The following is a 22,851-nucleotide window of genomic DNA, read 5'->3' as shown; positions in this document are numbered from 1 at the left end:
AGGTGAACACGATGAACAACGTTCTGAAATTCTCTGCTCTGGCTCTGGCCGCAGTTCTGGCTACCGGTTGCAGCAGCGTATCCAAAGAAACCGAAGCTCGTCTGACAGCTACCGAAGACGCAGCAGCTCGTTCGCAAGCACGTGCCGACGAAGCCTACCGCAAGGCTGACGAAGCTATGGCTGCTGCTCAAAAAGCTCAGCAAACTGCTGACGAAGCCAACGAGCGCGCTCTGCGCATGTTGGACAAAGCCAGCCGCAAGTAATAATCCCCCGGGATTATTGAAAGCCGACCCGGCAACGGGTCGGCTTTTTTTTGCCTGTTTTCTGGCTCGGTGATTGCGTGCGCAAGCCTGAATGACTGTTCTGCTGTATCAGGAAGATAACTAATTTTTGCCAAAGCTCCGCATTGGCACGAGAGCAATTGCTGGCGACGATTTACTGAAAAATCACCGGTTCTTCAGCACTCGCAGGCGCTTTGCCCGGTTCTGCGATCTCCACCGGCATGCCGTCTTCGGCCGCAACCACATCACGTACCACGTCCCAGTTCATGCGCAGGTTGTTGGCCAGGTCGTCACGCTTGAGCAGCGCATTGATCACCGCAGTGTGCTTGTCGACCACCGACGGGTTGCCCAGGTCATCAACCGGCGTGTGCGCTTCGAGATAGACCTTGCCACCGCTGATGCCGAACTTGTAAGGCTCGCTGATGATGCGCACAGTCGTACCGACCGGGGCCATGTCGGCCAGTTCCAGCACGTTATTGTTGTACATGCGGAAACAGCCATGGCTGGTGCGCATGCCGATGCCGAACTTCTTGTTCGAGCCGTGGATCAGGTAGCCGGAAAGCCCCAGACCGAACTTGAACGGCCCTAGCGGGTTGTCGGGTCCGGCAGGCACCACGTCTGGCAGCGGATCGCCATCAGCCGCATGCTCGGCCTTGATCGAGGCCGGCGGCGTCCAGGTCGGGTTCGGCGTCTTGGCCGTCACCTTGGTCACGCCAATCGGCGACCCCCAGCCTTCACGACCGACACCCAGCGGATAGGTGTGCACGACATTCTGCCCCTTGGGGTAGTAATACATGCGGTATTCGGCAAGGTTGATGACAATCCCTTCGCGCGGACCCGGCGGCAGAATGAAACGGGTCGGCAGCACGATGTCCTTGCCTGCACCCGGCAACCAGGGATCGACGCCAGGGTTGGCAGCGATCATTTCCAGGTAGCCCAGATCATATTGGGTGCCCAGATCGGCGAAGGTGTCTTCGTATTTGGCCTTGATGACCTGCACCTGCCCCACGATGTCTTCGCCGGGCGGCGGCAACGGAAACTCCAGTGCATGAACAGAGCTCGCCGCGCACAGAGCAGCAAGCGACAGACAGCGGGTAACGGCTGGAATGCGCGACAACATCCGGGAAGATCCTTCGGGTAACGACTAAAGAGATGGAAGCAAGAACTGAAGTGTACACCGGCCCTTGCCAGATCGGGGATATCTGCGGCTGGCCTTCCGGCAGTGATGACAGCTAGAGTTCAGGCCAGATCGGATTCATACCCCTGCGCTGCGCATCCATGATGGCCTTGCACAAGGGACACAGACGCTCATCGCGCATGGCCTGCAGTTCGACGGCGCGCATTTGCGGCTGGGCCGGCAACAACGTGCCACACAATGTACGGTCGATCGAGCCGCCCAGCTCCAATTGGCGAGCGATCAGATGGACGCGCACTTCCTGACAGGCGAACAGATCCAGCTGCTCATCGGGTTCAAGCATTTGATAGGCATACAGGGACCAGGCGGGACGCGGCATGGGGGGCTCCAGATCGGGGGCGCCACATTAGCCGAAAGCCCCCGCCCGGGAAAGCCTCAAAGCAGCGGTTTCAGGCTCGGCCAGACATTTTCCAGCAACTTGCCCTGAGCGGCCGCCGCAGGATGCAGACCATCGGCTTGCATCAGTTCGGGCACCCCGCCTACACCTTCGAGAAAGAATGGCACGAAGGGGACCTTTTTCTCCTTGGCCAGGTTGCTGTAAACCTCTTCAAAGGCCTTGGTGTAGCGTGGCCCGTAATTGGGCGGGATGCGCATGCCCAACAACAGCACTTTGGCACCCGCCGCCTGCGAGCGGTCAATCATCGATGAAAGGTTTTGTTGCAATTGAGCAGGCTGCTGGCCGCGCAGGCCGTCGTTGCCACCCAACTCCAGAATAACCAGTTCCGGCTTATGCTCTGCAAGCAGCGCAGGCAAACGCGCCTGGCCGCCTGCGCTGGTGTCGCCACTGATCGACGCATTGACCACCTTGTCGTCGAATCCCTCCTTGCTCAGACGCTGTTCCAGCAGGCTGACCCACCCCACGCGGGTATCCAGCCCGAAAGCCGCACTGATACTATCCCCAACGATCAACACCGTGCCCGCCAACGCGCCCTGTGACAGCAGCAGTAACCCCAGGCCAGCACTTAAAAACAACGCACGCATCGGATTCTCCATGAGTGAAAGTATTCTCAGTGCCCAAAGCCTCAGCAAAGTAGTCCCCAGCACCGAAGGTGACCTGACCATCCTGCACGAACTCTCCCTGGAACTAAACAAGGGCGACACGCTGGCCATCGTCGGTGCCTCCGGTTCGGGCAAATCCACCCTGCTCGGCTTGCTGGCCGGGCTGGACCTGCCGAGCGCCGGTTCAGTCATCCTTTCGGGGCGCAACCTCAGCGAACTGGATGAAGACCAGCGCGCCAGAGTGCGGGCCGAGCACGTCGGGTTCGTGTTTCAGTCGTTCCAGCTACTCGACAGTCTGAACGCGCTGGAAAACGTCATGCTGCCGATGGAGCTCGAAGGCCGCAAAGACGCCCGTGAAAAAGCCCGCGACCTGCTGGAACGGGTGGGCCTTGGCCAGCGCCTGACCCACACGCCGCGTCAGTTGTCGGGTGGCGAACAGCAACGGGTCGCCATTGCCCGCGCCTTCGCTGCCGACCCCGACGTGCTGTTCGCCGACGAACCCACCGGCAACCTCGACAGCCACACTGGCGAACGCATCAGCGACCTGCTCTTCGAACTGAACAAGGAGCGCAACACCACGCTGGTGCTGGTCACTCACGATGAGCGTCTGGCGCATCGCTGCCGTCGCCTGATCCGTCTTGAAGGGGGCCGACTGGTCGCCCCGCTGGAGCCTTGATGGCACGTTTGCCTTTTGCCCGCCTGCTGAGCCTCGCTGTCCGCCAACTGATGCGCGATGCCCGCGCCGGAGAATTGCGGGTGTTGTTCTTCGCCCTTCTGGTCGCCGTGGCGGCGAGCACCGCCATCGGTTATTTCGGCGCCCGTCTGAACGGCGCGATGCTGCTGCGGGCGACCGAGTTCCTGGGTGCCGATCTGATCCTCGAAGGCTCGAGCCCGGCGCGTGCCGAGCAGGTCGAAGAAGGCAAACGCCTGCAACTCAAGCATGCGCAGATCGTGGTCTTTTCCAGCGTGATCGCGACCGACGCAGGTATCCAGCTGTCGAGCATCAAGGCAGTGGACGACGCCTACCCACTGCGCGGCGAACTGAAAAGCGCCGCAGACCTGTACCAGCCGGAACAGGCTGGCAGCGGTCCGCAACCGGGTGAAGCCTGGGTCGAGGCACGCCTGCTTCCTGCGGTCGACCTGAAGGTCGGAGACGACCTCGATGTCGGCTCCAAAACCTTGAAACTGACCCGCATACTGACTTACGAGCCAGACCGGGCAGGCAACTTCTACAGCCTGACCCCGCGCGTGATGATCAACCTGCAGGACCTTGCCGCCACCGGCGTGGTACAGCCGGGCAGCCGGGTCACCTATCGGGAAATGTGGAGCGGCCCGCCGGAGGCACTGGCGGCCTATCGCAAAGCCATCGAGCCGGGTCTTGAGCCGCATCAGGAAATCAAGGACGCCCGCGATGGCAGCCAGCAGATTGGCGGCGCACTGGGCAAGGCCGAACGTTATTTGAATATGGCCAGTCTGGTCGCCGTGTTGCTGGCGGGCGTTGCCGTGGCGCTGTCGGCATCCCGATTCGCAGCAAGGCGCTTCGATGCCAGCGCCCTGCTGCGCTGCCTGGGACTGTCGCGCGGCGAGGCGATGACCCTGTTCAGCCTGCAACTGGCGATCATCGGCTTGCTGGCCAGCCTGAGCGGTGCCTTGCTGGGCTGGCTGGCACAGCTCGGTCTGTTCGCGCTGCTGCAAAATCTGCTTCCGGCGACCGTTCCGCCAGGCGGCGTACTGCCTGCACTGGCCGGCATGGGCACCGGGCTGGTAGCGCTGGCCGGTTTCGCCCTGCCGCCGCTGGCTGCACTGGGTCGCGTGCCGCCGCTGCGCGTCCTGCGTCGCGACATGTTGCCAATCCCCGCCAGCTCCTGGCTTGTGTATGGCGCAGCGCTGCTCGCGCTGGGCTTGATCATGTGGCGTCTGAGCCTGGACCTGGTCCTGACCTTCGCCCTGCTGGGTGGCGGCATCGTCGCCGCGCTGCTGCTCGGCAGTCTGCTGTTACTGGCGCTCAACAGCCTGCGCCGCCTGCTGTCCGGCGCCTCGCTGCCCTGGCGACTGGGTTTGGGGCAACTACTGCGTTACCCGCTGGCCGCTGCCGGACAATCACTGGCTTTCGGCCTGATTCTGCTGTCGATGGGCTTGATCGCGCTGCTGCGCGGCGAGCTGCTCGACACCTGGCAAAATCAGCTGCCCAAGGATGCACCGAACTATTTCGTGCTCAACGTACTGCCAGCCGATAAAGAAAACTTCGCCCAGACCCTGAGCAAGCTGTCCACTCACGCGGCGCCCCTTTACCCGGTGGTGCCAGGACGCCTGACCAGCATCAACGGTGAACCGGTCAGCAACTTCGTGACCAAGGATTCGCGCGGTGAAAATGCCACGCGTCGCGACCTGAGCCTGACCTGGGCCGCCGAGCTTCCCGAGGGCAATACCCTGACTGCCGGCAACTGGTGGAAAGCGTTGCCTGATTCTGGGCAAAGCGATGCAATGCCCGGTGTCTCGATCGAGGCCAAACTGGCCGACAGCCTGAAAATCAAACTGGGCGACCGCCTGAGCTTCATCGTCGGCGGACTGACCCGCGACGCCGTGGTCACCAGCCTCAGGGACGTGAACTGGGATACCTTCCAGCCCAACTTCTTCATGATTTTCCAGCCCGGTACCCTCGCCGACTTGCCGACCACTTACCTGACCAGCTTTTACCTGCCACCCGCCCAGGACAAGCAGATCGTCGAGCTGTCGCGCGCCTACCCCTCCATCAGCATTCTGGGTGTAGAGGCCCTGCTCGCGCAGGTACGCAGCATCCTCGATCAGGTGACCCTGGCCGTGCAGTTCGTTCTGCTGTTCGTGCTGGCCGCAGGTATCGCGGTGCTGTTTTCCGGATTGCAGGCCACGCTGGACGAACGCATCCGGCAAGGCGCACTGCTGCGCGCACTGGGCGCAGAGCGAGCGCTGCTGATCAAGTCGCGGCGCATCGAATTCGGTTTGCTGGGGGCTGCCAGTGGCGTACTGGCGGCGTTGGGCTGTGAGCTGGTGAGCTTCGTGCTGTACCGCTACGCCTTTTCGCTGGAATGGCAGCCACATCCATGGCTACTACTGCTCCCGGTGATCGGCGCCTTGCTGGTCGGTGGTGCCGGTGTATTCGGCACCCGCCGCGCACTGAACGTCAGCCCGCTGACCGTGCTGCGCGAGGGTTGAGGCTACTCACAAACCTAGTGGGAGCTAGTTGGGTATAGCGATCAGCGCTCCGCGTGAGAATGCAATGCCGGACGCTCTGCGTCCGGCCTCACTTCTCGTAATCAATCGAGTTCACGAACCACAGTTTCTCGCCTTCGGGCGTATTGACCAACACCTCGTCGCCCACTTCCTTTTTCAGCAAGGCGCGAGCCATGGGCGAGTCGATGGAGATGTAGTCGTTGCGCCCATAGATTTCGTCATAACCGACAATGCGGAATTTCTTGAGATCGCCCGCTTCGTTCTCGATCTCGACCCAGGCACCGAAGAACACCCGCCCTTCCTGCTCCGGCGAATACTGCACGACACGCATGTCTTCGAGGCGCTTGCGCAGATAGCGCACGCGTCGGTCGATCTCACGCAGCAGCTTCTTGTTGTACTGGTAATCGGCGTTTTCGCTGCGATCCCCGAGCGATGCCGCCCAGGCGACCTTTTGCGTAATGTCGGGCCGGTGCTCTCGCCACAGGTAGTCGAGTTCTTTCTTCAGGGCTTGATGCCCGTCACGGGTGATGATCTTTGTACTCAAGAAGTTTCTCCGGCCCGGCAAAAATCAGTTCGACAGGCGACAAAGACTCAACGTCGCGCCACCTCATGCTGGATGCAGCCGTCGTAATAGACCTTGGTCACCGCATCAGGCTTGAGCCGCGACTCGCTGTCGTAGGTCTGTTCCGTGATACGCAATGCCATGGGCCGCATCCATTGTTTGGCAAACTTGCGCGCCTGCAGCTTCTGCCGCGCGCCATAGCGAGTAACGCCTGACAACTTGGAGGCCTGCGCACCGCCCGCAATAGCCGAGCCCCAACGACACAGATAACGCTCGTTTTCCGTGGCGTTTCTGGCCTGTACGGAAAACGCCAGCCCGGAAAGCGTCAGGCACGCCAGAGCACAATAGACCAAACGCATGCGAAAACCACCTAATCCTTTGATAAGGCGGCGATTTTGCCTGTCCGTTCACGCGTCGGGGGCCAGCAATATGCCTTCTATGCCCATTAGCTGAATCAGGCGATTCAACCCAGCGTAATCAGACCCTGCCGGGCGATGCGCGTCAGGTCATGAATCACTTGCCCGACATCATCTGCCTGCGGCGATTGCACCACGGCGAGGTCGAATTGATCGTCGGCAAAATGACTCAGCGACTGGTGGGTCTCGGCGAACTGAATCAGAAACGCACAGGAGCCGCCACGCCGACGCGGCCAGCCGTCGAGATAGCGCAACAACGTGGGCTGATGGGAACCGCTGAGAAGGATTTTCGGGTTCTTGCGGGACAAGACCGTGCTGATCGGGGAAAGACGAATGAGGGGGCGCAGGTTGTTCATGATGGTTTCTCTGCCTCGCAAGATCCGCTGGGCAGCGGTGAGAGGCAACACCGAACCAACGTTTTAGCGGTATTTCGACAAGACTTCAGCCTTGCCAGGCGCCCCGCAAGTAGTTGTTAAATCGGCGCTTGAGCACGCATCCTAGAGAAACGTCCCATTCATTGTCAATTGCCATTCATGGCGGGTGCCTGCAAACGCACAAGGCCCGCTACAAGAGCGGGCATTGCACAGCAAGCGTAGCCGGTTATCGGGCGATGATACGGTCCAGCGACAACTTGCCTGCACCTTCGATGAGTACTGCCACGGCACCGCCAAGCAGTGCCAGCGCGTACTCGTAGCCGTTGTTGGCCATGAAGAAGCCGTTGTGGATGTGCACGGTGAAGATCGCCACCAGCAACAGCAGGATCACCACGACCGCAGCGGGACGAGCCAGCAGCCCCAGCAGCAGGCCCAGGCCACCAAAGAATTCGGCGCTGCCCGACATCAGCGCCATCAGGTAACCCGGCGTCAGGCCCAGGCTTTCCATGTACTGCGCAGTGCCTTCGAGGCCATAACCACCGAAGGCGCCGAACAGTTTCTGGCTGCCGTGCGCGATGAACGCGATACCGACGATGACGCGCAGGACAGTCAGGCCGTAACCGGCGCGAGTGGTGAGGACCGACTTGATCAATGTGTTCATGCGAGACTTTCCGTAAGTGATGGGTGATTAACAGCGAGTGGCGCCATGATAATCAAATTCACTCATGTAAAAACCGCAAATAACGGCGTATAAAAATCGAATAAATCGATCTTTAGCGTTTTACCGCTGGTTTGGGACCGCTCTTTTCCAGCGAGTCGCGCTCGCGATCAAAGGCCAGGTAGTACTTGTTCACGCTGTTCACGAACGCCACGACATTGGCACCGCCCTGCTCCATCGCCACGCGCTCGGTCTGGAAGAACCACTGGTTCGGATTCAGCCCGCGACGCCGCGCTTCCTCGCGCATACCCTGCACGCGCTCAGGTCCCAGGTTATAGGCGGCCATCACGAATGCCATGCGCTCGCGTTCGTTGACCCGTTTACTGGAGAAATACTTGCGCTGGATCAGCGCCATGTAGCGCGAACCGGCTCGGATGTTGTCGTCAGCGCTCTGGATGCTCGGCACGCCAACGCTTTTCGCTGCCGAAGGCGTGATCTGCAACAAGCCTGTGGCGCCGCCACTGCCCTTGGCAGACGGGTCGAGTTTGGATTCCTTGAACGCGAGGGCTGCCAGGTCAAGCCAGTCCATGCCCTGCGCATCGGCATGGCGCTGCAGCATCGGACGCAGTTGTTCAAGACGCTGCAGGTTGTTGCGCACTAGCGGGTTGTTGACCTTGTAGGTGTTCTTGTACGCGTTGGCGAACACCTGATCCTGCTGGGCCGACGGCTTATAGTCTTTGAGGAAATCGTCGACACTGGCCCGCAACTGGGTGGCGTTGTCACGTACGAACCAGCTGATATCACCGTGGGTCTGCAAGGTCAGGCCGCGTTCGATGCGCAGTTTGGGCATGATCCTCGCCCAGCGCTCGGCAATCGGCTGCTCGACCAGCGTCATCGGATAGATTCCGGCCTGGACCATTTCCAGCACATCCTCGACGGCCAGACTGGGGTCGACCCATTCGATTTTTGCCAGAGGCAGCTTGCGCAGCTCCAGTTGTCGATTGACCTGATGCAAGGCTTCGTCGGCAGCACTGCCGGTGGGCAGGCTCAGGGTCTTTCCGGACAATTGATCCACACGGCGCACACTGCGCTGACCGCGAACGCCGACCAGCACCAGAGGCACGTCATGCACGATCGGTGCGCTGGCCTGAATGCCCTTGGCGTCGCTGACATCGAGCAGCTCGCCGGGGGCGATCATGTCGCCTTCTCCGCGCTGCAAGGCGGTGAGCAGCTGGTTCTTGGCCTTGGGGATGACCTTGATCGTGATCTTCTGCCCCGCACGGGAGTGGCTGTTAAGGTACTGCTCGAAGGCTTGCAGGCGATGGTATTCGACGCCGATTTCCTGACCCTTGACGTCGCCGGAGCTGTTACGGCTCTGATTGACCAGCACGCGCAGCACCTTGCTGCTGCGAATCGCCGGTAAATCGCGCACCTGCACCGTGTGCTGCACGACCTCGGGACCGGTCTGACGAGCAGAAACCTGCAAGGGCAGCAGCGGTAACAGGCACATCAAAGACACAAGCGCGGATCGGATCATTCACTTCCCCAGGGCAATGCCGGAAAGAAACAGGAAAAAGGAAATCTTGAGGTCACGCAGCAGCATCGAGCAGCGAAGGAAATCGTTGAACCCTCAGGTTCAATCGCTTGAATACCCAGCGTTTTCTTGTTGTGGCCAGAGCTCTGGTATGCTCGGCAGCCTTCAGCTGGAGGTAGCACCATGCAACTCATCGACATCGGCGTCAATCTGACCAACGCAAGCTTCGCCTCGCAGCGACAGGCGGTACTCGACCGCGCCTACGCCGCAGGCGTCGAACAACTGGTGGTGACCGGCACCAGTGTCGAGGGCAGCGAACACGCCTTGCAGCTGTGTCACGAGCTGGATGAAAGCGCGCAACGCCTGTTCTGCACGGCGGGAATCCACCCGCATTCAGCGAGCGATTGGACCGGCGACACCGAGAAACAGTTGCATGCCCTGCTCAGGGAAAATCGCGTTCGCGCCGTGGGTGAATGCGGCCTGGATTACAATCGCGATTTCTCGCCTCGCCCCCAACAGGAAAAGGTCCTCGAGGCGCACCTGGCCATGGCTGTGGAACTGCAATTACCGGTGTTCCTCCACGAACGCGACGCCAACCAGCGGTTGCTGGAGATTCTGCGCGACTACCGCGACCGCCTGCCCGCGGCAGTCGTGCACTGTTTCACCGGTGAGCGCGCCGCGCTGTTCAGTTACCTGGACCTTGATCTGCATATCGGCATCACCGGCTGGATCTGCGACGAACGACGCGGCACCCACCTGCATGCGCTGGTGGGCAACATCCCTCGCGGCCGGCTGATGCTGGAAAGCGATGCGCCCTACCTGCTGCCACGCAGCCTGCGCCCCAAACCGAAAAACGGTCGCAACGAACCGGCATACCTGCCGGAAGTATTGCGCGAAGTGGCCTTGCACCGGGGCGAAACGCAGGAAGACCTCGCACGCCACAGCACTGATTGCGCGCGGCAGTTTTTTGCCTTGCCGGTGCTGAAGGACACCTCAGAGGATGAAAATCTGCAGCTTTGTTGACCCGCATCAAGGCTCTCTTCGTTGGCTGAGGCACAGTGATGGCATCTTGCTGCTATCTCAACCGATTACCGAAGAAGACCACTCATGGGCTCATGGCTTGGCAACCTGTCACTGAAATATAAGTTCTGGGCCGTCAACGCGGTCGCTTTCGTCACCACCCTGTTGCTGGTGCTGTACGCCATGCAAACTGAACAACACGCGCGCACGGATGCGTCGCGTCAGGCAGCACAAGCGCAGGCGCGCCTGCTCGCCGCCTGGCCCGTCGACGCAGCCCTGCCCTCTAGCAATACATTGCTGACGTACCGTCAGGGTCAGACACCGGTTGTCGATGGCCTTGCGCTGCCGGAACTGGCTGACGCCCGCGACTGGGTGACGCTGGACAAGCCCGCTGGCGATCAATGGCTGAGCGGTGCGCAGATCATCACCCGAGGCGCCGAGCAACGGATTGCGCTACTGGCATTCACCCCGACCTTCATGCAAATCCTGCTGGATCGCTTCACGCACTACGCGATGGCGGTTTTTGTGCTGATGTTATTGATGCTCTGTGCCTCGCAGCTGCTGATCCGCTTCCTGCTCAGCCAGCTCAACGCACTCAAAGACGTGATGCTGCACGTCGAAAAAAGCGGCGACCTGGCGGCCCGTGTTCCCAACCGCAGTGACGATGAGGTCGGGCAGATGGCCAAGGCCTTCAACGCCATGCAGGCCGGTTATCAGCGAGTGGTCAACACTGTTTCGCAAACCGCTGGCCGCCTCGATCAGGGCGCAGCGCATCTGGCGGCGGGCATGAAGGAGGTGCGCCAAGGCATGCTCGGTCAGCAAAGCGAAACCGATCAGGTGGCCACGGCCATCAACGAAATGACTGCCACGGTCCATCACATTGCCCAGCACGCTACAGCCACCCGCGATCAATCGCAGACGGCAGACGCACTGGCGGGCAGCGGCAAAGTAGTGGTCGACCGTGTGCAGGTGTCCATCGCGGGGCTTTCCAGCGGCGTGCAGCAAACGGCGGAAATGATCCAGCGCATGGCCGAAGACAGCCAGAAGATCAACGGCGTGGTCAACGTGATCCACAGCATCGCCGAGCAGACCAACCTGCTCGCCCTCAACGCAGCCATCGAGGCCGCACGCGCCGGGGAAATGGGTCGGGGTTTTGCCGTGGTCGCCGATGAGGTACGCAATCTGGCGAAGCGGGTGCAGACCTCCACCGATGAAATCACCACGATGGTCTCGACCCTGCAAAGCGGCACCCGCGATGCCGTGGATTTCATGCAGGAAAGCTCGCACAAGGCTGACGAATGCGTGCAGCAGGCGCGGGAAGCCGGTGATGCGCTGGCGGCGATTGCCGGTGCCGTGGCACAGATGCGCGAAAGCAATACGCAGATCGCCGTGGCGGCCCAGCAGCAAAGCCAGGTCGCCGAGGAGATGAACCGTGCGGTGGTGAGTATCCGCGATGTCACCGAACGCACGGTGATCCAGACGGTTGACTCGGCCAGCACCAGTGACGAGCTGGCTACGCTGGCAGGCGAACTGAATGCCGCCATTGGCCAGCTCAAGCTGTAACAGGCTATCGCCGCGATAGACAGGCTTGACTCGTCAGCCCTCTGCGCGCGGGCCTATCCTTCAGGCATTGAACGACGCTTTACGCGTTGCCTGAAGAGGACCGCATCATGAACAAGCCACTTTCCGATCTGCAATTGAATCCATGGCGTGACAGCAACGACAGTCAGGAGCACTCGACCAGTCTGGCCCTGTACCTGATAGCCGTACCGCTATTCATTCTGGCGGCCCTGCTGATCCTCAACGGCCTGTTTTCCGAAAGCCTTTCATCGGTTGCAATCGGTGTGATTGGCTTGGTGGCGGCGCTGGGTTTTCAGCGCCAGAACGCCGCACGGGCCGCTCGCAAACCTTGATCCGGTTGCCGGTCAGCCAAACACGGTGACCGTCTGGCGACTGATTGCGATCAGCTCGCCGTCGGGGCTCCACAATGCCGCGGCGGTATGACCGTAGCCATCGCGGGCATGCTCGATGACTGCGCGATAGCTGCACCACTGCAGGGTATCGAGCGATGGCTGCGGCTGGACGAACTCAATGGTCCAGGTCAGTGAACTGCCGGGGGCCGGCTTGTCCAGATGCGGCAATATGGCAGGCGGCCAGGTGTCCACCAGCGCCAGAATGTGCGCTTCGCTCATGGCCATGGCGTGCGGCTCACCGCGAAAGCGCACATAGCCGCCTATCGCCGGCGATGGGGTATTGCTGAACGGCATGCCGCCCAACGCCCAGCGGATATCCATGAAACGCAGGTAGTCAGGCATTACGCCGCTAGCGAACGGCAACTCCGGGCATTGTTCAACCGGTTTGAGGACCGGCGCGGCCTCCGCGGAAAAGGTGATCATTGATTCCCGAGGGGCACCGAAGCTGCCTTGTATCAGGGTCATTACCTGACCGTTCTGCATGGCGCGTCCCAGCACCTGACTGACTGCCTTGCCATGACGCAGGATGTCGACCTCGAAAGCAATCGGCACCCCGGGCGCGGCCGGCCCGACAAAGGTGATCGCCAGCGAACGAACCGGCCGCCCTTCCGGCACCTCTGCACGCATCGCTTCATAGGTCAGCGCAGCCATGAGTCCGCCAAAGCAGGCACGCCCCTGCGACCACTCGGCAGGGATCGTGACGGAGCGCGGATCACGATGCAGCGCATCGATCAGTTCAGAAAAGGTCATGCTCACTCCACACGTCAACACACAAGTGAATGGATGATAACCATCCGCTTAGTCAACGACACGCCGCATAATGGCCATTTTTGCGGCCTGAATGACTTGATCCACAACAAATGACTGGATCAGAAGCAGGCCTTGGCCAGGCGTTTGAGCGAGGCTTCGGCCTTGCGTTCGGCGCGTACTATGCCGATTTGCCAGCCCGGCACACAGGGAGCCAGATCAGGTTGTTCGGCAGCCTGCTCCAGCCATTGCAGATGATCATGCCAGTCGCCCAGTTCGCCTTGTGCGGACTTGAGCCGGGCCTGCATGTTTTTCGGCTGATGACTGAGTAGCGGATAGGCTTCGGCAGCGTATCGCACGCGCTTGATCAGCAAGCGCAGGTCATGCCGATCGTGCCCCGGCTCGGCGATGGCCACACGCAGCTTGTGCCATTGCTTGTCCATGCGTTTTTCAATGGTCTTGCGCAGGCCCCGCAACATGCCTTGACGCTGTTGCAGGCGCAGCAATTCCGGGAACCGGTCAATCAGCTTGAGCAGACGGGTCAACTCGGGCGAGCTGGCGACCTTTGGGCAGGCGCTTTCCAGGTAGCGGTTGCGTGTGAATGAGGCCTCGTTCAAACCCTGCTCTTCAAGAAACCCGGCGAGCACCTGCATATCACGCAGCGGCGTGGTCAGTTGGCCGACCGCCTTGGCCGCGTCTTCCAGCTCTGCCGCACTCGGGTTTTCCCTCAGGGGCCGCAGTACGCTGCGCAGACGGCGCACCGTGGTACGTAAATCGTGCAGCGCTTCGCTGTCAGTCGAAACGGCAAGACGTGCCTGACACGCGAGCAATTTGACATCCAGCGCCAGCACTTCGGCGACCAGATGATCCACCATTGAAGACATGCAATTCCCCTTCGACAAACTGATTCATGAATGCCTGTCCCTGACGGCTGACAACCTCCATGGCAAACCCCGGCGCAACGTGCTCAGTGCCTGCCTCAAGCGGCTTGCCGAAGCCAGCCGCCCAGCGTAGCGCTGCGCTTGAAATTCGCGGATGAAACCTTCAATGGCCTCGGCATGCTGCGGAAAGTAGAGCACCGCCCTGCGGCAGAATGCGTCAGCGCCTTCACCCGGCATACGACGCAGACCATGGCGGGCGAGCAAGCGTTCAAATGCGTTGAACACGCGCAGTTGCGAGTCGCTTTCGCGTTGCCAGGGTTTGAACAGCCATAATGCCACCAGGCCCAGTGAAAACAGGCTTCCCAGGACAAAAACCGGCGCCTGGAAGCCTGAAAACCAGCGACCGAGAATTTGTAACTGCTGTTGTCCCTGATAGCCCAGCACCCAACGCTGCCAGCCGTAATTGAGGTTATCCCAACTGAGGCGCAGGGCGTTGACCCAAGGCACGTTGCGGTAGCGCAACGCTGAATAGGGCGAGTCCTGCAGAAACGCTTCGTCCGCCGCCAGCGCCTGCTCCAGGCCTTGCTCGATACGTTGCGGCGCCACCGCTGCAGTCGGGTCGACGCGGCGCCAGCCCAAGCCCGGCTGCCAGTATTCCACCCAGGCATGCGCGTCGAACTGGCGAACCGTCAGGTACTGCCCATCGGGGTTCAGTTCGCCACCCTGATACCCGGCCACCACCCGCGCCGGAATGCCCGCCGCGCGCAGGACAAAGGTCATGGCACCGGCATAGTGGGCGCAAAACCCCTGACGACTGGCAAACAGGAATTCATCGATGCTGTCATTGCCCAGTGGCACCGGCTTGAGGGTGTAGTGAAACGGCTGATCGCTGAAGTAACTGAGCATCGCCGCGACCATGGCGTCCGCAGTAGTGTAGCGGCGGCGCAGTTCATCGGCCCATTGCCGCGCCTGATCATTGCCCTTGGCAGGTAATTGCAAGTCCTGACGCTGGATCTGTTCGCTGAACAGCGGATCCCGTACGCTTTGCGGCCATGAGTTGACGGCGTACAGCAGCGACTGCTCGACGGGGCGTCTGCGCTGCAGGCGGAAGTCGCTCATCTGCCGCACATCCGGCAACGTGGTTTCTGCCACGTCGAGGCTCGGCAGCCAGGGCCGGCCGCTGGCTTCCATGACAACGCTGTAGGCCAGCGGCTCACCGCGTTTCTCCCACTGCGCAATCTGTACGGTCTGGGCACGTGCCGACTGCGACCAGCGACGTCCATCGAACTGCTCAAGGGTCAGACCACGCCAGTACAGCTGGTTGCGCGCCGGGATAGGCACTTCGAAACTGGCGCGGAACACCAGCGCAGGCGATTTGCTCAGCTCGGCCATGTCGCCGGGTGCCATATTGTCCGACAGACCGGTGACGCCTTTGTTGCTCGGCTGCGGCAGCGACCAGAGTGGGTCCAGACGCGGAAAGAACAGAAACAGCAGGAGCATCAACGGCAGTGCCTGCGCCATCAGCTTGAACGCCAGCTTGAGCGTATCGACCGACCTGCCGGCCAGGTCCGTGTGTTGCAGGCCGATCAACGCAGCCAGCAGCGCGCTGACCGGCAGCAGACTGAAGAGCGCCCACAGCAGGTTGTCTTCGAACAGATAGCCGACCGCCACACAGAAGAAACCAAGAAAAATCAGCACACGCGCGTCACGGCGATTGTTCATTTCCAGCATTTTCAGAACGAATGCCGCCACCAGTAACGCAGCCCCGGCGTCCAGCCCGACCAGGCTGCCGCGCGCCAGATACACGCCACCTGCGGTGCCCACCAGCAGCCCGGACTTGACCCAGGTGCCAGGCAATCGCACGCGCATGCGGAACGCTTGAACGCGCCACACCGTGCAGCCCAGCCAGAGGATCATGATCGACACCGGGACATGCAGCGCGAACGGCAACACCACCAGTGCCTGCGCCACCAGCAGCCAGGTCAGGCTGACACGCGGAATGGGCGCGGCGGGAACTGCCTGGACCTTGTCGTTCATGATCGATGGCCGTACAGCGCAAGGGCGCGCAGGCAGACTTCGCGGTGTGCGTCACCGCTGTCCACTGCCGACAAAAAGCCCGGTAACCGCAGGGCAAACGGCTGCTGCCGTTGCGACAGCTCCAGCACCCAGTAACACAGGCGCGACAGGCGCTCCTCGATATCCCCGCCCAGCGCCATGAAGTCCAGGCACAGGTCATGGCCACTGAGGTCGGTAAAATCCTTGATCAGCAGTCCCTGCCCGCGGGAATACGCTTTCCAGTGCAGACGACTGCGGTTGTCACCCGGCTGGTAGCTGCGCAGGCCCTGATAATCATCGACACCGGCCCCTTGGGTGGCATGACCATCGTCCTCGGCATGCGGCTGCACGCCTTTGAGCAGCGGCATGGTCCCGGACAAGGGTCGAGGGTAGATCAAGGCGCTCTGCTCCAGATCGAGCCAGCTCCAGGCGCAAAAGATACCCAGCGGAAACACACTCTCGATCCTCAGCCTTGGCGCACGCAGCCAACCGCGCTTTTCGGCGGGCAGGGTCAGCTCCAGGTCGGTCAGCCCACGGGGCAGCACATCGCCTGACTGCAACGCTGTCGCGCTCCAGCCCAAGCCCAATGCGTGGTGAGCCTGCCCGGCACTTTCCAGGCGCAGGCGCAATTGCACCGGCTCGCCGACGAATACCGAACGCGCCACGCCCGCACTCAGAACCAGACCGCTGACGTTGCGGTAGGTGTGCAGGATGGCCAGCACGCCTATCGACAGCAACAGAAAGGTCAACCCGTAGGCCAGGCTGTTCTGGTAATTGATCGCCACCAGCAGCATGAGCACCAGCACTAACGCGTAAATCATGCCGGTGCGTGTCGGCATAATGAAAATGCGTCGGTGGTCGAGAGTAATGCGTGACGCTGGAGGAATTCGCCTCGACAGCCAGCGTTGCCAGAGCGGTTTGAGCGGTTCGATCAAAGCACGGGCACCTCGCGCAACAGCCATTGCACCAGCGCACCGCCGCCATGCCCGGTCGGATCGCTGCGTTCACGCAAGCGGTGGCCGATCACCGACGGCAGCACCGCCTGCACGTCCTCGGGAATCACGTAATCACGCCCCAGCAACATCGCCCAGGCCCGTGCCGCAGCCAGAACCGCCAGGCTCGCCCTGGGTGATAGCCCGTAGGCGAACTGCGGCTGACTGCGTGTCGCCTCGACCAGTCGCAGGACATAATCAACCAGCGCATCACTGGCGCGCACCTGCCGCGCCTGCGCCTGGAGCTGACCAAGCTGGGCGTGATCCAGAATCGGTTGCAGACGCGGCAACAGCTCGCGGCGCGACTCACCCAGCAGCAGGGCTTTCTCTGCGGCTCTGGCCGGGTAGCCCATGGAAATACGCATCATGAACCTGTCCAGTTGCGACTCGGGCAAGGCAAAAGTGCCGCCGGAACTGAACGGGTTCTGAGTCGCGATCACAAAGAATGGATCGGGCAACAGACGCGTCGCGCCTTCAATGGACACTTGCCCTTCTTCCATGGCTTCCAGCAACGCGCTCTGGCTCTTGGGTGTGGCGCGGTTGATCTCGTCGGCGAGCACCAGCTCGGCGAAAATCGGCCCAGGATGAAAGGTGAACTGCCCACTGTCCCGATCAAATACCGAAGTCCCCAAGATGTCACCTGGCAACAAGTCAGAAGTGAACTGAATACGCTGATAACTCAGACCGAGAATTTTCGCCAGCGCATGACTGAGAGTGGTCTTGCCCATCCCCGGCAAGTCCTCGATCAGCAAATGCCCGCCGCCGACCAGACACGTCATCGCCAACCGTACCTGCGCCTCCTTGCCCAGCACCACCTCATTGATCGCGCTCAGGCACGCATCGAGTTTTCTACCCATCGAAAGCCCCTTCCGGCAACTGCTTCATGACTGTGGGACTGCAAGCGATGCCAGTGTCCGAACACTTTAAATTGAGCGTAGGCCGTTTCGCCAGAGTTGGTTAGGCCTACCGTCTCGCCAGGCTGAAGATTTGTGACGCAGAGCGTCACGAACGGCATGCCGACGCGGAGCATCGGCACGATAGTCACAGGTCGGCTGTGTTTCGAGCCATGCGAATGCCATGCGGCACTGATGACCTGGTGGGAGCGAGCTTGCTCGCGAAGACGGTGTTTCAGTCGATGCATTTTCGGCGCTTGTGCAAACTCTTTCGCGAGCAAGCTCGCTCCCACAGGTACGGGGTGTTTTCGGGCGATGTAAAACACTCACACAGGGCCGGGGTGTTTTCGGGCCATGTGAAACACTCACACAGGGCCGGGGTGTTCTCGGGCCATGTGAAACACTCACACAGGTCCGGGGTGTTTTTAAGCCATGTGGATTACTCATACAGGTCGACGGTGTTTCGAGCCGTGCGAATGCCCTGCGGCACTGATGACCTTGTGGGAGCGAGCTTGCTCGCGAAGACGGTGTTTCAGTCGATGCATTTTCGGCGCTTGTGCAAACTCTTTCGCGAGCAAGCTCGCTCCCACAGGTACGGGGTGTTTTCGGGCCATGTGAAACACTCACACAGGTCCGGGGTGTTTTCAAGCCATGTGGATTACTCACACAGGTCGACGGTGTTTCGAGCCGTGCGAATGCCCTGCGGCACTGATGACCTCGTGGGAGCGAGCTTGCTCGCGAAGACGGTGTTTCAGTCGATGCATTTTCGGCGTTTGTGCAAACTCTTTCGCGAGCAAGCTCGCTCCCACAGGTACGGGGTGTTTTCGGGCCATGTGAAACACTCACACAGGGCCGGGGTGTTTTCGAGCTATGTGGATTACTCACACAGGTCGGCTGTGTTTCGAGCCATGCGAATGCCATGCGGCACTGATGACCTGGTGGGAGCGAGCTTGCTCGCGAAGACGGTGTTTCAGTCGATGCATTTTCGGCGCTTGTGCAAACTCTTTCGCGAGCAAGCTCGCTCCCACAGGTACGGGGTGTTTTCGGGCCATGTGAAACACTCACACAGGGCCGGGGTGTTTTCAAGCCATGTGGATTACTCACACAGGTCGACGGTGTTTCGAGCCGTGCGAATGCCCTCCGGCACTGATGACCTGGTGGGAGCGAGCTTGCTCGCGAAGACGGTGTTTCAGTCGATGCATTTTCGGCGTTTGTGCGAACTCTTTCGCGAGCAAGTTGGCTCCCACGGCCTTCGGCCAGAATCAAGAGCAGACCTGTGTATCGTCAGGTGTCAACGGCCAGCGCGGGACTCGCGGATGTAGAAGCGGGCTTTCTCGGACTTCTCGGTGCAGCCTTCAAACGCCTCGAACTGCTGCTGAGTCTTGGCACCCGTCAACAACGACAAGGCCTTGGAGTAACTGACCGTTCCGGCGAAACCTTCAGCCTTGGCCAGATCCAGCTCATGCCAGGCAGCGTCGAGCTGAGTGGCGCAGCTGTCGCGATATCCGGTCTTGCCAGCACAACCCGCAAGAACCAAAACAAGCAATGGCAGACAGATAAGGGCTTTCATGCGGGTGTTACCTCAAAAGAGAACAGGGAGTGTGCGGCTTTGACGGTGGGCGGCAGTAAAAGTGCCGCAGCACGGGGCTATGCTCGCTTTTTTCATCTAGTGATCAGCCAGCAGACGATACCCTATTCCAGGCTCGGTGAGGATGAACCGCGGAGCGGTCGGATCATCTGCCAGCTTCTGCCGCAAATGCCCCACCACGATACGCAGATAGTGACTGTCTTCGGTGTGCGTAGGCCCCCAGATATCCTTGAGCAATTGCTGCTGGGTAATGACCCGTCCGGGGTGCCGCGCCAACTGTGCCAGCACCGCGTATTCCTTGCGGGTCAGCGCCACTTCCTGACCGTCGAGCAGCACACGCCGATAGGCGAGGTCGACGGTTAGCGGCCCGAACTCAAGCGCAGAATCGGGCTTTTCACTGCCCGACGCCTGCCTGAGCAGCGCCCTGATTCGAGCCAGAAACTCTTGAATGCCAAACGGTTTGGTCACGTAGTCGTTGGCGCCGGCGTCCAGCGCCTGAACTTTCTGTGCCTCGCTGGCGCGCACCGAAAGCACCAGCACCGGCACGGCCGACCACTCGCGAAACTCGCTCAGCACCTGCTGACCGTCCATGTCCGGTAACCCAAGGTCGAGCACCAGCAAATCCGGTTTGTTCAACGCCGCCTGAGTCAGACCCTCGGCGCCCGTGGCGGCTTCCAGCACCTTGTAGCCCTGCGACACCAGACTGATGCGCAGGAACTTGCGAATCTGCGGCTCGTCGTCGATGACCAGAATGGTAGTCGCCTGGCTCAAGCGGACTCCTCCAGTTCCACATCCGGCTGCGCCTGCAGCGGCAGAAACAGAGTGATGCGTGTACCCAGCCCGTCGATGCCCTCCTCGACCGTTAGCCGCCCACCGTGCGCGCCGATCATACCCTGACAGATCGCCAGCCCCAGCCCCGTGCCCTGCCCGCCGCGATCGCCGCGGGCGGCGGTGTAGAACATGTCGAAAATCTTCGCTCGTTCGTCCTCGGGAATACCGGGGCCTTCGTCACTGACCGAGAAAAACAGTTCACTGTCGACCACACCGGCCGCTACCTGCAAGCGTCCATCGACCGGCGAAAAGCGCGCAGCGTTCTCAAGAACATTGACCAGCGCCTGCTCGATCAGCGCCGCGTGCACGTAAAGCAGCGGCAGCTCGCCGGTCACCTGGGTGCTGACCTGCAATGGCGCCAGTACGGCACGCAGCCGATTGAGCGCGCTGCCGACGATATCGGCGGGCGACACCCAGTCGCGGGCCAGCTTCAGCGCACCGTGCCCCAGACGCGTCATGTCCAGCAGGTTCTGGATATAGCGGTCCAGGCGCTCGGCTTCATCGCGGGTGCCTTCCAGCAGCTCGCGGCGATCCTCCAGTGGAATGGCTTCACCCAAGGCCAGCAGGCTGTCGATGCTGCCGCGCATCGAGGTCAGCGGGGTACGCAAGTCGTGGGATACCGAAGCCAGCAAGGCGCTGCGCAATTGCTCGGTTTCGCCGTGTAGACGCGCGGCTTCAAGCTCCTGGGCCAATTGCGCGCGGGCCAGCGCCTGCGCCAGTGGCTGGGTGAGCGCCGCCAGCAGACGTCGATGCTGCGCAGTGAACGACTGGCCTTCCCGCGCGCATACCCCAAGTAAAGCCAACGGCCCTTCTTCTGCGGTGATCGGCCACCACCACCAGCGTCCGGACGGCAAGGTGCCAGTGCCACTGCCCGCGGGTTGATCGTGCTTCCAGGCCCAGTCGGCAGCGGCACGCTCGGCTTCCGAGAAGGTCAGCGGCCCGCCGGTTTCGACCACCCAGCCGCCCTCTCCGTCGCGGTCGACCAGACACAGGTGCAGTTCCTTCCAGCCGGAGAAATGCTGTTCTGCTGCGCTGAACACCGCTTTACCGTCAGTGGCGGCAGTCATCTTGCGCGACAGGTCGAGCAGCTCACTGGTCTGCTCCTGGGTATCGCGCAACGCCTGCAACTGCCTGCGCTGACGTGCTGCGAGCTTGCCGGTCAGGGCCGACATCAGCAGGAAGAACAACAGCGTCAGCACGTCTTCTTCGCGCTGGATGTTCAGGGAAAAGCTCGGCGGAATGAACAGAAAGTCATACGCCAGGAACGATAACCCGGCACAGGCCAGCGCCGGGCCCATGCTGCTGCGCACGGCGACCAGCAATACCGCAGCAAGAAAGATCAGGGAAATGTTCGGCAGCGCCAGCACGCCTGCAACGCCCCAGGCCACCAGACTGGCGATCAACGTGGCGACGAAAGCCAGGCCGTAATCGAACCACACCACTTCGCGAGGCGGGCGCGCACGCGGCGGCTGATCGGGCAATTCCTCGCTGTCGTCGAGCACCGAGATTTCCAGCCCGTGCCCTTCGCGCAGCAAACGCGCAGCCACACCGCCACCGAAGATCTTACGCCGCCAGTGCCGACGCGACTGGCCGACCAGCACCACGCTGGCACGCCGTTCGATGGCATGCTGCACCAGCGTTCGAGCAACCTCCCCGGCGCGCAGCGAAACCGCTTCGCCGCCGAGCCGCTCGGCCAGTTGTTGAGCGCTTTGCAGACGCGCGCGGGACTGCTCGTCGAGGGTTTGGCCGTCGTCCACATGCACGGCGCTCCAAGGCAGATGGCGACGCTGGGCAACCCGACTGGCGTGACGCACCAGACGCTCGGCATGGATATCACCGTCGATGCCCACCAGCATCCGCCCGCGAACCGCCGGGGCCGACTGGCCCAACTGCCGATAGCCCTGCGCCAGATCGTTATCGACTTGCGCCGCCGCCGTCTGCATGGCCATTTCGCGCAGCGCGGTGAGGTTGGTCTGGGTGAAAAAGGCGTCGATGGCCGCGCGTGCCTGTTCCGGCACGTAGACCTTGCCGTCGCGCAGGCGCTCCAGCAGTTCACGGGGCGGCAGGTCGATCAGCACCAGATCAAAGGCTTCCTGCAACACCCAGTCCGGCAGCGTTTCACGCACCTGCACGCCGGTGATGCCGCGCACCTGGTCATTCAGGCTTTCCAGATGCTGGACGTTGACGGTGGTATACACATCAATGCCGGCGGCGAGCAGTTCCTGAATATCCTGCCAGCGCTTCGCGTGTCGACTGCCGGGCGCATTGGTGTGCGCCAGTTCGTCGACCAGTACCAGGCTCGGCGCAGCCTTGAGCAGCGCGTCGAGGTCCATTTCTTCGAGGGTCATGCCGCGATAATCAGTGCGCAGCAAGGGCTGTTGCGGCAGGCCGTTGAGCAGCGCCTCGGTTTCTGCGCGGCCGTGGGTTTCGACCACGCCCGCCAGCACCTTCACCCCTTGGCGCAGCTGCGCGTGAGCCGCCTGGAGCATGGCGTAGGTCTTGCCGACGCCTGGCGCAGCCCCGAGAAAAACCTTCAGCCGCCCGCGCCCCTCGCGGGGCAGCTGGGCCAGCAGTGCGTCAGCTCGACCGGAATCACTCACGTTGGTTACCACCCTCTTTCTGATCAGCTACAGCTTAGTGAA

Annotated in this window: 22 protein-coding genes; 6 read left to right on the top strand and 16 right to left on the bottom strand. The window is 61.4% G+C overall.

Features of this window, described 5'->3' with window-relative positions; all coding sequences use genetic code 11:
* Positions 1 to 11: 11 nt before the first annotated feature.
* Positions 12 to 263 (top strand): Lpp/OprI family alanine-zipper lipoprotein, encoded by a 252-nt coding sequence (locus JOE39_RS03930; RefSeq protein ID WP_003347084.1) that lies wholly within the window; start codon positions 12 to 14, stop codon positions 261 to 263.
* A gap of 172 nt (positions 264 to 435) precedes the next feature.
* On the opposite strand, the gene JOE39_RS03925 is transcribed toward JOE39_RS03930, so the two are convergent.
* From JOE39_RS03925 to JOE39_RS03915, 3 genes are all read right to left on the bottom strand, one after another.
* Entirely contained in the window at positions 436 to 1,401 is a 966-nt protein-coding gene (locus JOE39_RS03925) for a L,D-transpeptidase family protein (RefSeq protein ID WP_044323451.1), read from the bottom strand.
* A gap of 112 nt (positions 1,402 to 1,513) precedes the next feature.
* A complete protein-coding gene (locus JOE39_RS03920; RefSeq protein ID WP_003315714.1) occupies positions 1,514 to 1,795 on the bottom strand; it encodes a hypothetical protein in 282 nt (93 codons plus the stop codon).
* 56 nt (positions 1,796 to 1,851) lie between these two features.
* Positions 1,852 to 2,457, bottom strand: coding sequence for an arylesterase (locus tag JOE39_RS03915; protein ID WP_004418247.1), 606 nt, complete (start codon positions 2,455 to 2,457; stop codon positions 1,852 to 1,854).
* A 10-nt stretch (positions 2,458 to 2,467) separates the two neighbouring features.
* On the opposite strand from JOE39_RS03915, the gene JOE39_RS03910 reads away from it, so the two are divergent.
* Both JOE39_RS03910 and JOE39_RS03905 read left to right on the top strand, forming a co-directional pair.
* Complete coding sequence (locus tag JOE39_RS03910) at positions 2,468 to 3,151, top strand: ABC transporter ATP-binding protein (protein WP_003406778.1); 684 nt, start codon at positions 2,468 to 2,470, stop codon at positions 3,149 to 3,151.
* The gene (locus tag JOE39_RS03905; RefSeq protein ID WP_210077865.1) at positions 3,151 to 5,667 is read left to right on the top strand and encodes an ABC transporter permease; all 2,517 of its coding nucleotides are present in this window, start codon (positions 3,151 to 3,153) and stop codon (positions 5,665 to 5,667) included. Before JOE39_RS03910 ends, JOE39_RS03905 begins: the two co-directional genes overlap by 1 nt.
* Positions 5,668 to 5,755: 88 nt before the next feature.
* On the opposite strand, the gene greB is transcribed toward JOE39_RS03905, so the two are convergent.
* The 5 genes from greB to JOE39_RS03880 form a co-directional block, all read right to left on the bottom strand.
* On the bottom strand, positions 5,756 to 6,229 hold the full coding sequence (greB, locus tag JOE39_RS03900; protein ID WP_004410438.1) for a transcription elongation factor GreB: 474 nt from the start codon (positions 6,227 to 6,229) through the stop codon (positions 5,756 to 5,758).
* Between the two features lie 47 nt (positions 6,230 to 6,276).
* Positions 6,277 to 6,606 carry a hypothetical protein gene (locus JOE39_RS03895; RefSeq protein ID WP_003316621.1) on the bottom strand — a complete coding sequence of 110 codons (330 nt, stop codon included), beginning with the start codon at positions 6,604 to 6,606 and terminating at the stop codon, positions 6,277 to 6,279.
* 104 nt (positions 6,607 to 6,710) lie between these two features.
* Complete coding sequence (locus JOE39_RS03890) at positions 6,711 to 7,019, bottom strand: hypothetical protein (protein ID WP_003316620.1); 309 nt, start codon at positions 7,017 to 7,019, stop codon at positions 6,711 to 6,713.
* A 244-nt stretch (positions 7,020 to 7,263) separates the two neighbouring features.
* Positions 7,264 to 7,698 (bottom strand): DoxX family protein, encoded by a 435-nt coding sequence (locus tag JOE39_RS03885; RefSeq protein WP_003316619.1) that lies wholly within the window; start codon positions 7,696 to 7,698, stop codon positions 7,264 to 7,266.
* A 112-nt stretch (positions 7,699 to 7,810) separates the two neighbouring features.
* Entirely contained in the window at positions 7,811 to 9,232 is a 1,422-nt protein-coding gene (locus tag JOE39_RS03880) for a transglycosylase SLT domain-containing protein (RefSeq protein ID WP_003392892.1), read from the bottom strand.
* A gap of 180 nt (positions 9,233 to 9,412) precedes the next feature.
* Here JOE39_RS03880 and JOE39_RS03875 point away from each other — a divergent pair, with 180 nt between their 5' ends.
* The 3 genes from JOE39_RS03875 to JOE39_RS03865 all read left to right on the top strand — a co-directional run bounded on the left by JOE39_RS03875 (position 9,413) and on the right by JOE39_RS03865 (position 12,162).
* Entirely contained in the window at positions 9,413 to 10,252 is an 840-nt protein-coding gene (locus tag JOE39_RS03875; RefSeq protein ID WP_003423655.1) for a TatD family hydrolase, read from the top strand.
* An 84-nt stretch (positions 10,253 to 10,336) separates the two neighbouring features.
* Positions 10,337 to 11,812 (top strand): methyl-accepting chemotaxis protein, encoded by a 1,476-nt coding sequence (locus JOE39_RS03870; RefSeq protein ID WP_209996625.1) that lies wholly within the window; start codon positions 10,337 to 10,339, stop codon positions 11,810 to 11,812.
* Between the two features lie 107 nt (positions 11,813 to 11,919).
* A complete protein-coding gene (locus JOE39_RS03865; RefSeq protein ID WP_010409510.1) occupies positions 11,920 to 12,162 on the top strand; it encodes a hypothetical protein in 243 nt (80 codons plus the stop codon).
* Positions 12,163 to 12,174: 12 nt separating this feature from the next.
* Here JOE39_RS03865 and JOE39_RS03860 read toward each other — a convergent pair whose 3' ends face one another.
* From JOE39_RS03860 to JOE39_RS03825, 8 genes are all read right to left on the bottom strand, one after another.
* Positions 12,175 to 12,972, bottom strand: a complete 798-nt coding sequence (locus JOE39_RS03860) for a thioesterase family protein (protein ID WP_096115892.1) — start codon at positions 12,970 to 12,972, stop codon at positions 12,175 to 12,177.
* A 119-nt stretch (positions 12,973 to 13,091) separates the two neighbouring features.
* On the bottom strand, positions 13,092 to 13,853 hold the full coding sequence (locus tag JOE39_RS03855) for a CHAD domain-containing protein (protein WP_210077867.1): 762 nt from the start codon (positions 13,851 to 13,853) through the stop codon (positions 13,092 to 13,094).
* Positions 13,854 to 13,877: 24 nt separating this feature from the next.
* Entirely contained in the window at positions 13,878 to 15,887 is a 2,010-nt protein-coding gene (locus JOE39_RS03850) for a DUF3488 and transglutaminase-like domain-containing protein (protein WP_209996629.1), read from the bottom strand.
* Positions 15,884 to 16,867: a DUF58 domain-containing protein gene (locus tag JOE39_RS03845; protein WP_025168229.1), complete on the bottom strand. Its 984-nt coding sequence runs from the start codon at positions 16,865 to 16,867 to the stop codon at positions 15,884 to 15,886. The genes JOE39_RS03850 and JOE39_RS03845 overlap by 4 nt, the downstream gene beginning before the upstream one ends.
* Positions 16,837 to 17,754, bottom strand: coding sequence for an AAA family ATPase (locus tag JOE39_RS03840; protein WP_046237764.1), 918 nt, complete (start codon positions 17,752 to 17,754; stop codon positions 16,837 to 16,839). The genes JOE39_RS03845 and JOE39_RS03840 overlap by 31 nt, the downstream gene beginning before the upstream one ends.
* A 1,327-nt stretch (positions 17,755 to 19,081) precedes the next feature.
* Positions 19,082 to 19,360 (bottom strand): lipoprotein, encoded by a 279-nt coding sequence (locus JOE39_RS03835; protein WP_003316607.1) that lies wholly within the window; start codon positions 19,358 to 19,360, stop codon positions 19,082 to 19,084.
* 96 nt (positions 19,361 to 19,456) lie between these two features.
* Positions 19,457 to 20,149, bottom strand: coding sequence for a response regulator (locus JOE39_RS03830; protein ID WP_003394668.1), 693 nt, complete (start codon positions 20,147 to 20,149; stop codon positions 19,457 to 19,459).
* Positions 20,146 to 22,809, bottom strand: coding sequence for a sensor histidine kinase KdpD (locus tag JOE39_RS03825; protein ID WP_210077870.1), 2,664 nt, complete (start codon positions 22,807 to 22,809; stop codon positions 20,146 to 20,148). The genes JOE39_RS03830 and JOE39_RS03825 overlap by 4 nt, the downstream gene beginning before the upstream one ends.
* Positions 22,810 to 22,851 lie beyond the last annotated feature (42 nt).

Origin of the sequence: Pseudomonas sp. PvP100, assembly GCF_017833055.1 — a bacterium.
GTDB classification, from domain to species: domain Bacteria; phylum Pseudomonadota; class Gammaproteobacteria; order Pseudomonadales; family Pseudomonadaceae; genus Aquipseudomonas; species Aquipseudomonas syringae.
The sequence above is the reverse complement of the archived record's forward strand: the minus strand, read 5'-3'. Positions and strand labels throughout refer to the sequence as shown.

What these genes read in the sequence shown, in the direction of transcription:
- JOE39_RS03835 (WP_003316607.1), bottom strand. Translation starts at nt 19,360, where the DNA reads ATGAAAGCCCTTATCTGTCTGCCATTGCTTGTTTTGGTTCTTGCGGGT.
- JOE39_RS03925 (WP_044323451.1), bottom strand. Translation starts at nt 1,401, where the DNA reads ATGTTGTCGCGCATTCCAGCCGTTACCCGCTGTCTGTCGCTTGCTGCT.
- JOE39_RS03880 (WP_003392892.1), bottom strand. Translation starts at nt 9,232, where the DNA reads ATGATCCGATCCGCGCTTGTGTCTTTGATGTGCCTGTTACCGCTGCTG.
- JOE39_RS03890 (WP_003316620.1), bottom strand. Translation starts at nt 7,019, where the DNA reads ATGAACAACCTGCGCCCCCTCATTCGTCTTTCCCCGATCAGCACGGTC.
- JOE39_RS03930 (WP_003347084.1), top strand. Translation starts at nt 12, where the DNA reads ATGAACAACGTTCTGAAATTCTCTGCTCTGGCTCTGGCCGCAGTTCTG.
- JOE39_RS03885 (WP_003316619.1), bottom strand. Translation starts at nt 7,698, where the DNA reads ATGAACACATTGATCAAGTCGGTCCTCACCACTCGCGCCGGTTACGGC.
- JOE39_RS03920 (WP_003315714.1), bottom strand. Translation starts at nt 1,795, where the DNA reads ATGCCGCGTCCCGCCTGGTCCCTGTATGCCTATCAAATGCTTGAACCC.
- JOE39_RS03860 (WP_096115892.1), bottom strand. Translation starts at nt 12,972, where the DNA reads ATGACCTTTTCTGAACTGATCGATGCGCTGCATCGTGATCCGCGCTCC.
- JOE39_RS03845 (WP_025168229.1), bottom strand. Translation starts at nt 16,867, where the DNA reads ATGGCTGTTGCGCGAGGTGCCCGTGCTTTGATCGAACCGCTCAAACCG.
- JOE39_RS03910 (WP_003406778.1), top strand. Translation starts at nt 2,468, where the DNA reads ATGAGTGAAAGTATTCTCAGTGCCCAAAGCCTCAGCAAAGTAGTCCCC.
- JOE39_RS03840 (WP_046237764.1), bottom strand. Translation starts at nt 17,754, where the DNA reads ATGGGTAGAAAACTCGATGCGTGCCTGAGCGCGATCAATGAGGTGGTG.
- JOE39_RS03875 (WP_003423655.1), top strand. Translation starts at nt 9,413, where the DNA reads ATGCAACTCATCGACATCGGCGTCAATCTGACCAACGCAAGCTTCGCC.
- JOE39_RS03905 (WP_210077865.1), top strand. Translation starts at nt 3,151, where the DNA reads ATGGCACGTTTGCCTTTTGCCCGCCTGCTGAGCCTCGCTGTCCGCCAA.
- JOE39_RS03855 (WP_210077867.1), bottom strand. Translation starts at nt 13,853, where the DNA reads ATGTCTTCAATGGTGGATCATCTGGTCGCCGAAGTGCTGGCGCTGGAT.
- JOE39_RS03865 (WP_010409510.1), top strand. Translation starts at nt 11,920, where the DNA reads ATGAACAAGCCACTTTCCGATCTGCAATTGAATCCATGGCGTGACAGC.
- JOE39_RS03915 (WP_004418247.1), bottom strand. Translation starts at nt 2,457, where the DNA reads ATGCGTGCGTTGTTTTTAAGTGCTGGCCTGGGGTTACTGCTGCTGTCA.
- JOE39_RS03850 (WP_209996629.1), bottom strand. Translation starts at nt 15,887, where the DNA reads ATGAACGACAAGGTCCAGGCAGTTCCCGCCGCGCCCATTCCGCGTGTC.
- JOE39_RS03895 (WP_003316621.1), bottom strand. Translation starts at nt 6,606, where the DNA reads ATGCGTTTGGTCTATTGTGCTCTGGCGTGCCTGACGCTTTCCGGGCTG.
- JOE39_RS03870 (WP_209996625.1), top strand. Translation starts at nt 10,337, where the DNA reads ATGGGCTCATGGCTTGGCAACCTGTCACTGAAATATAAGTTCTGGGCC.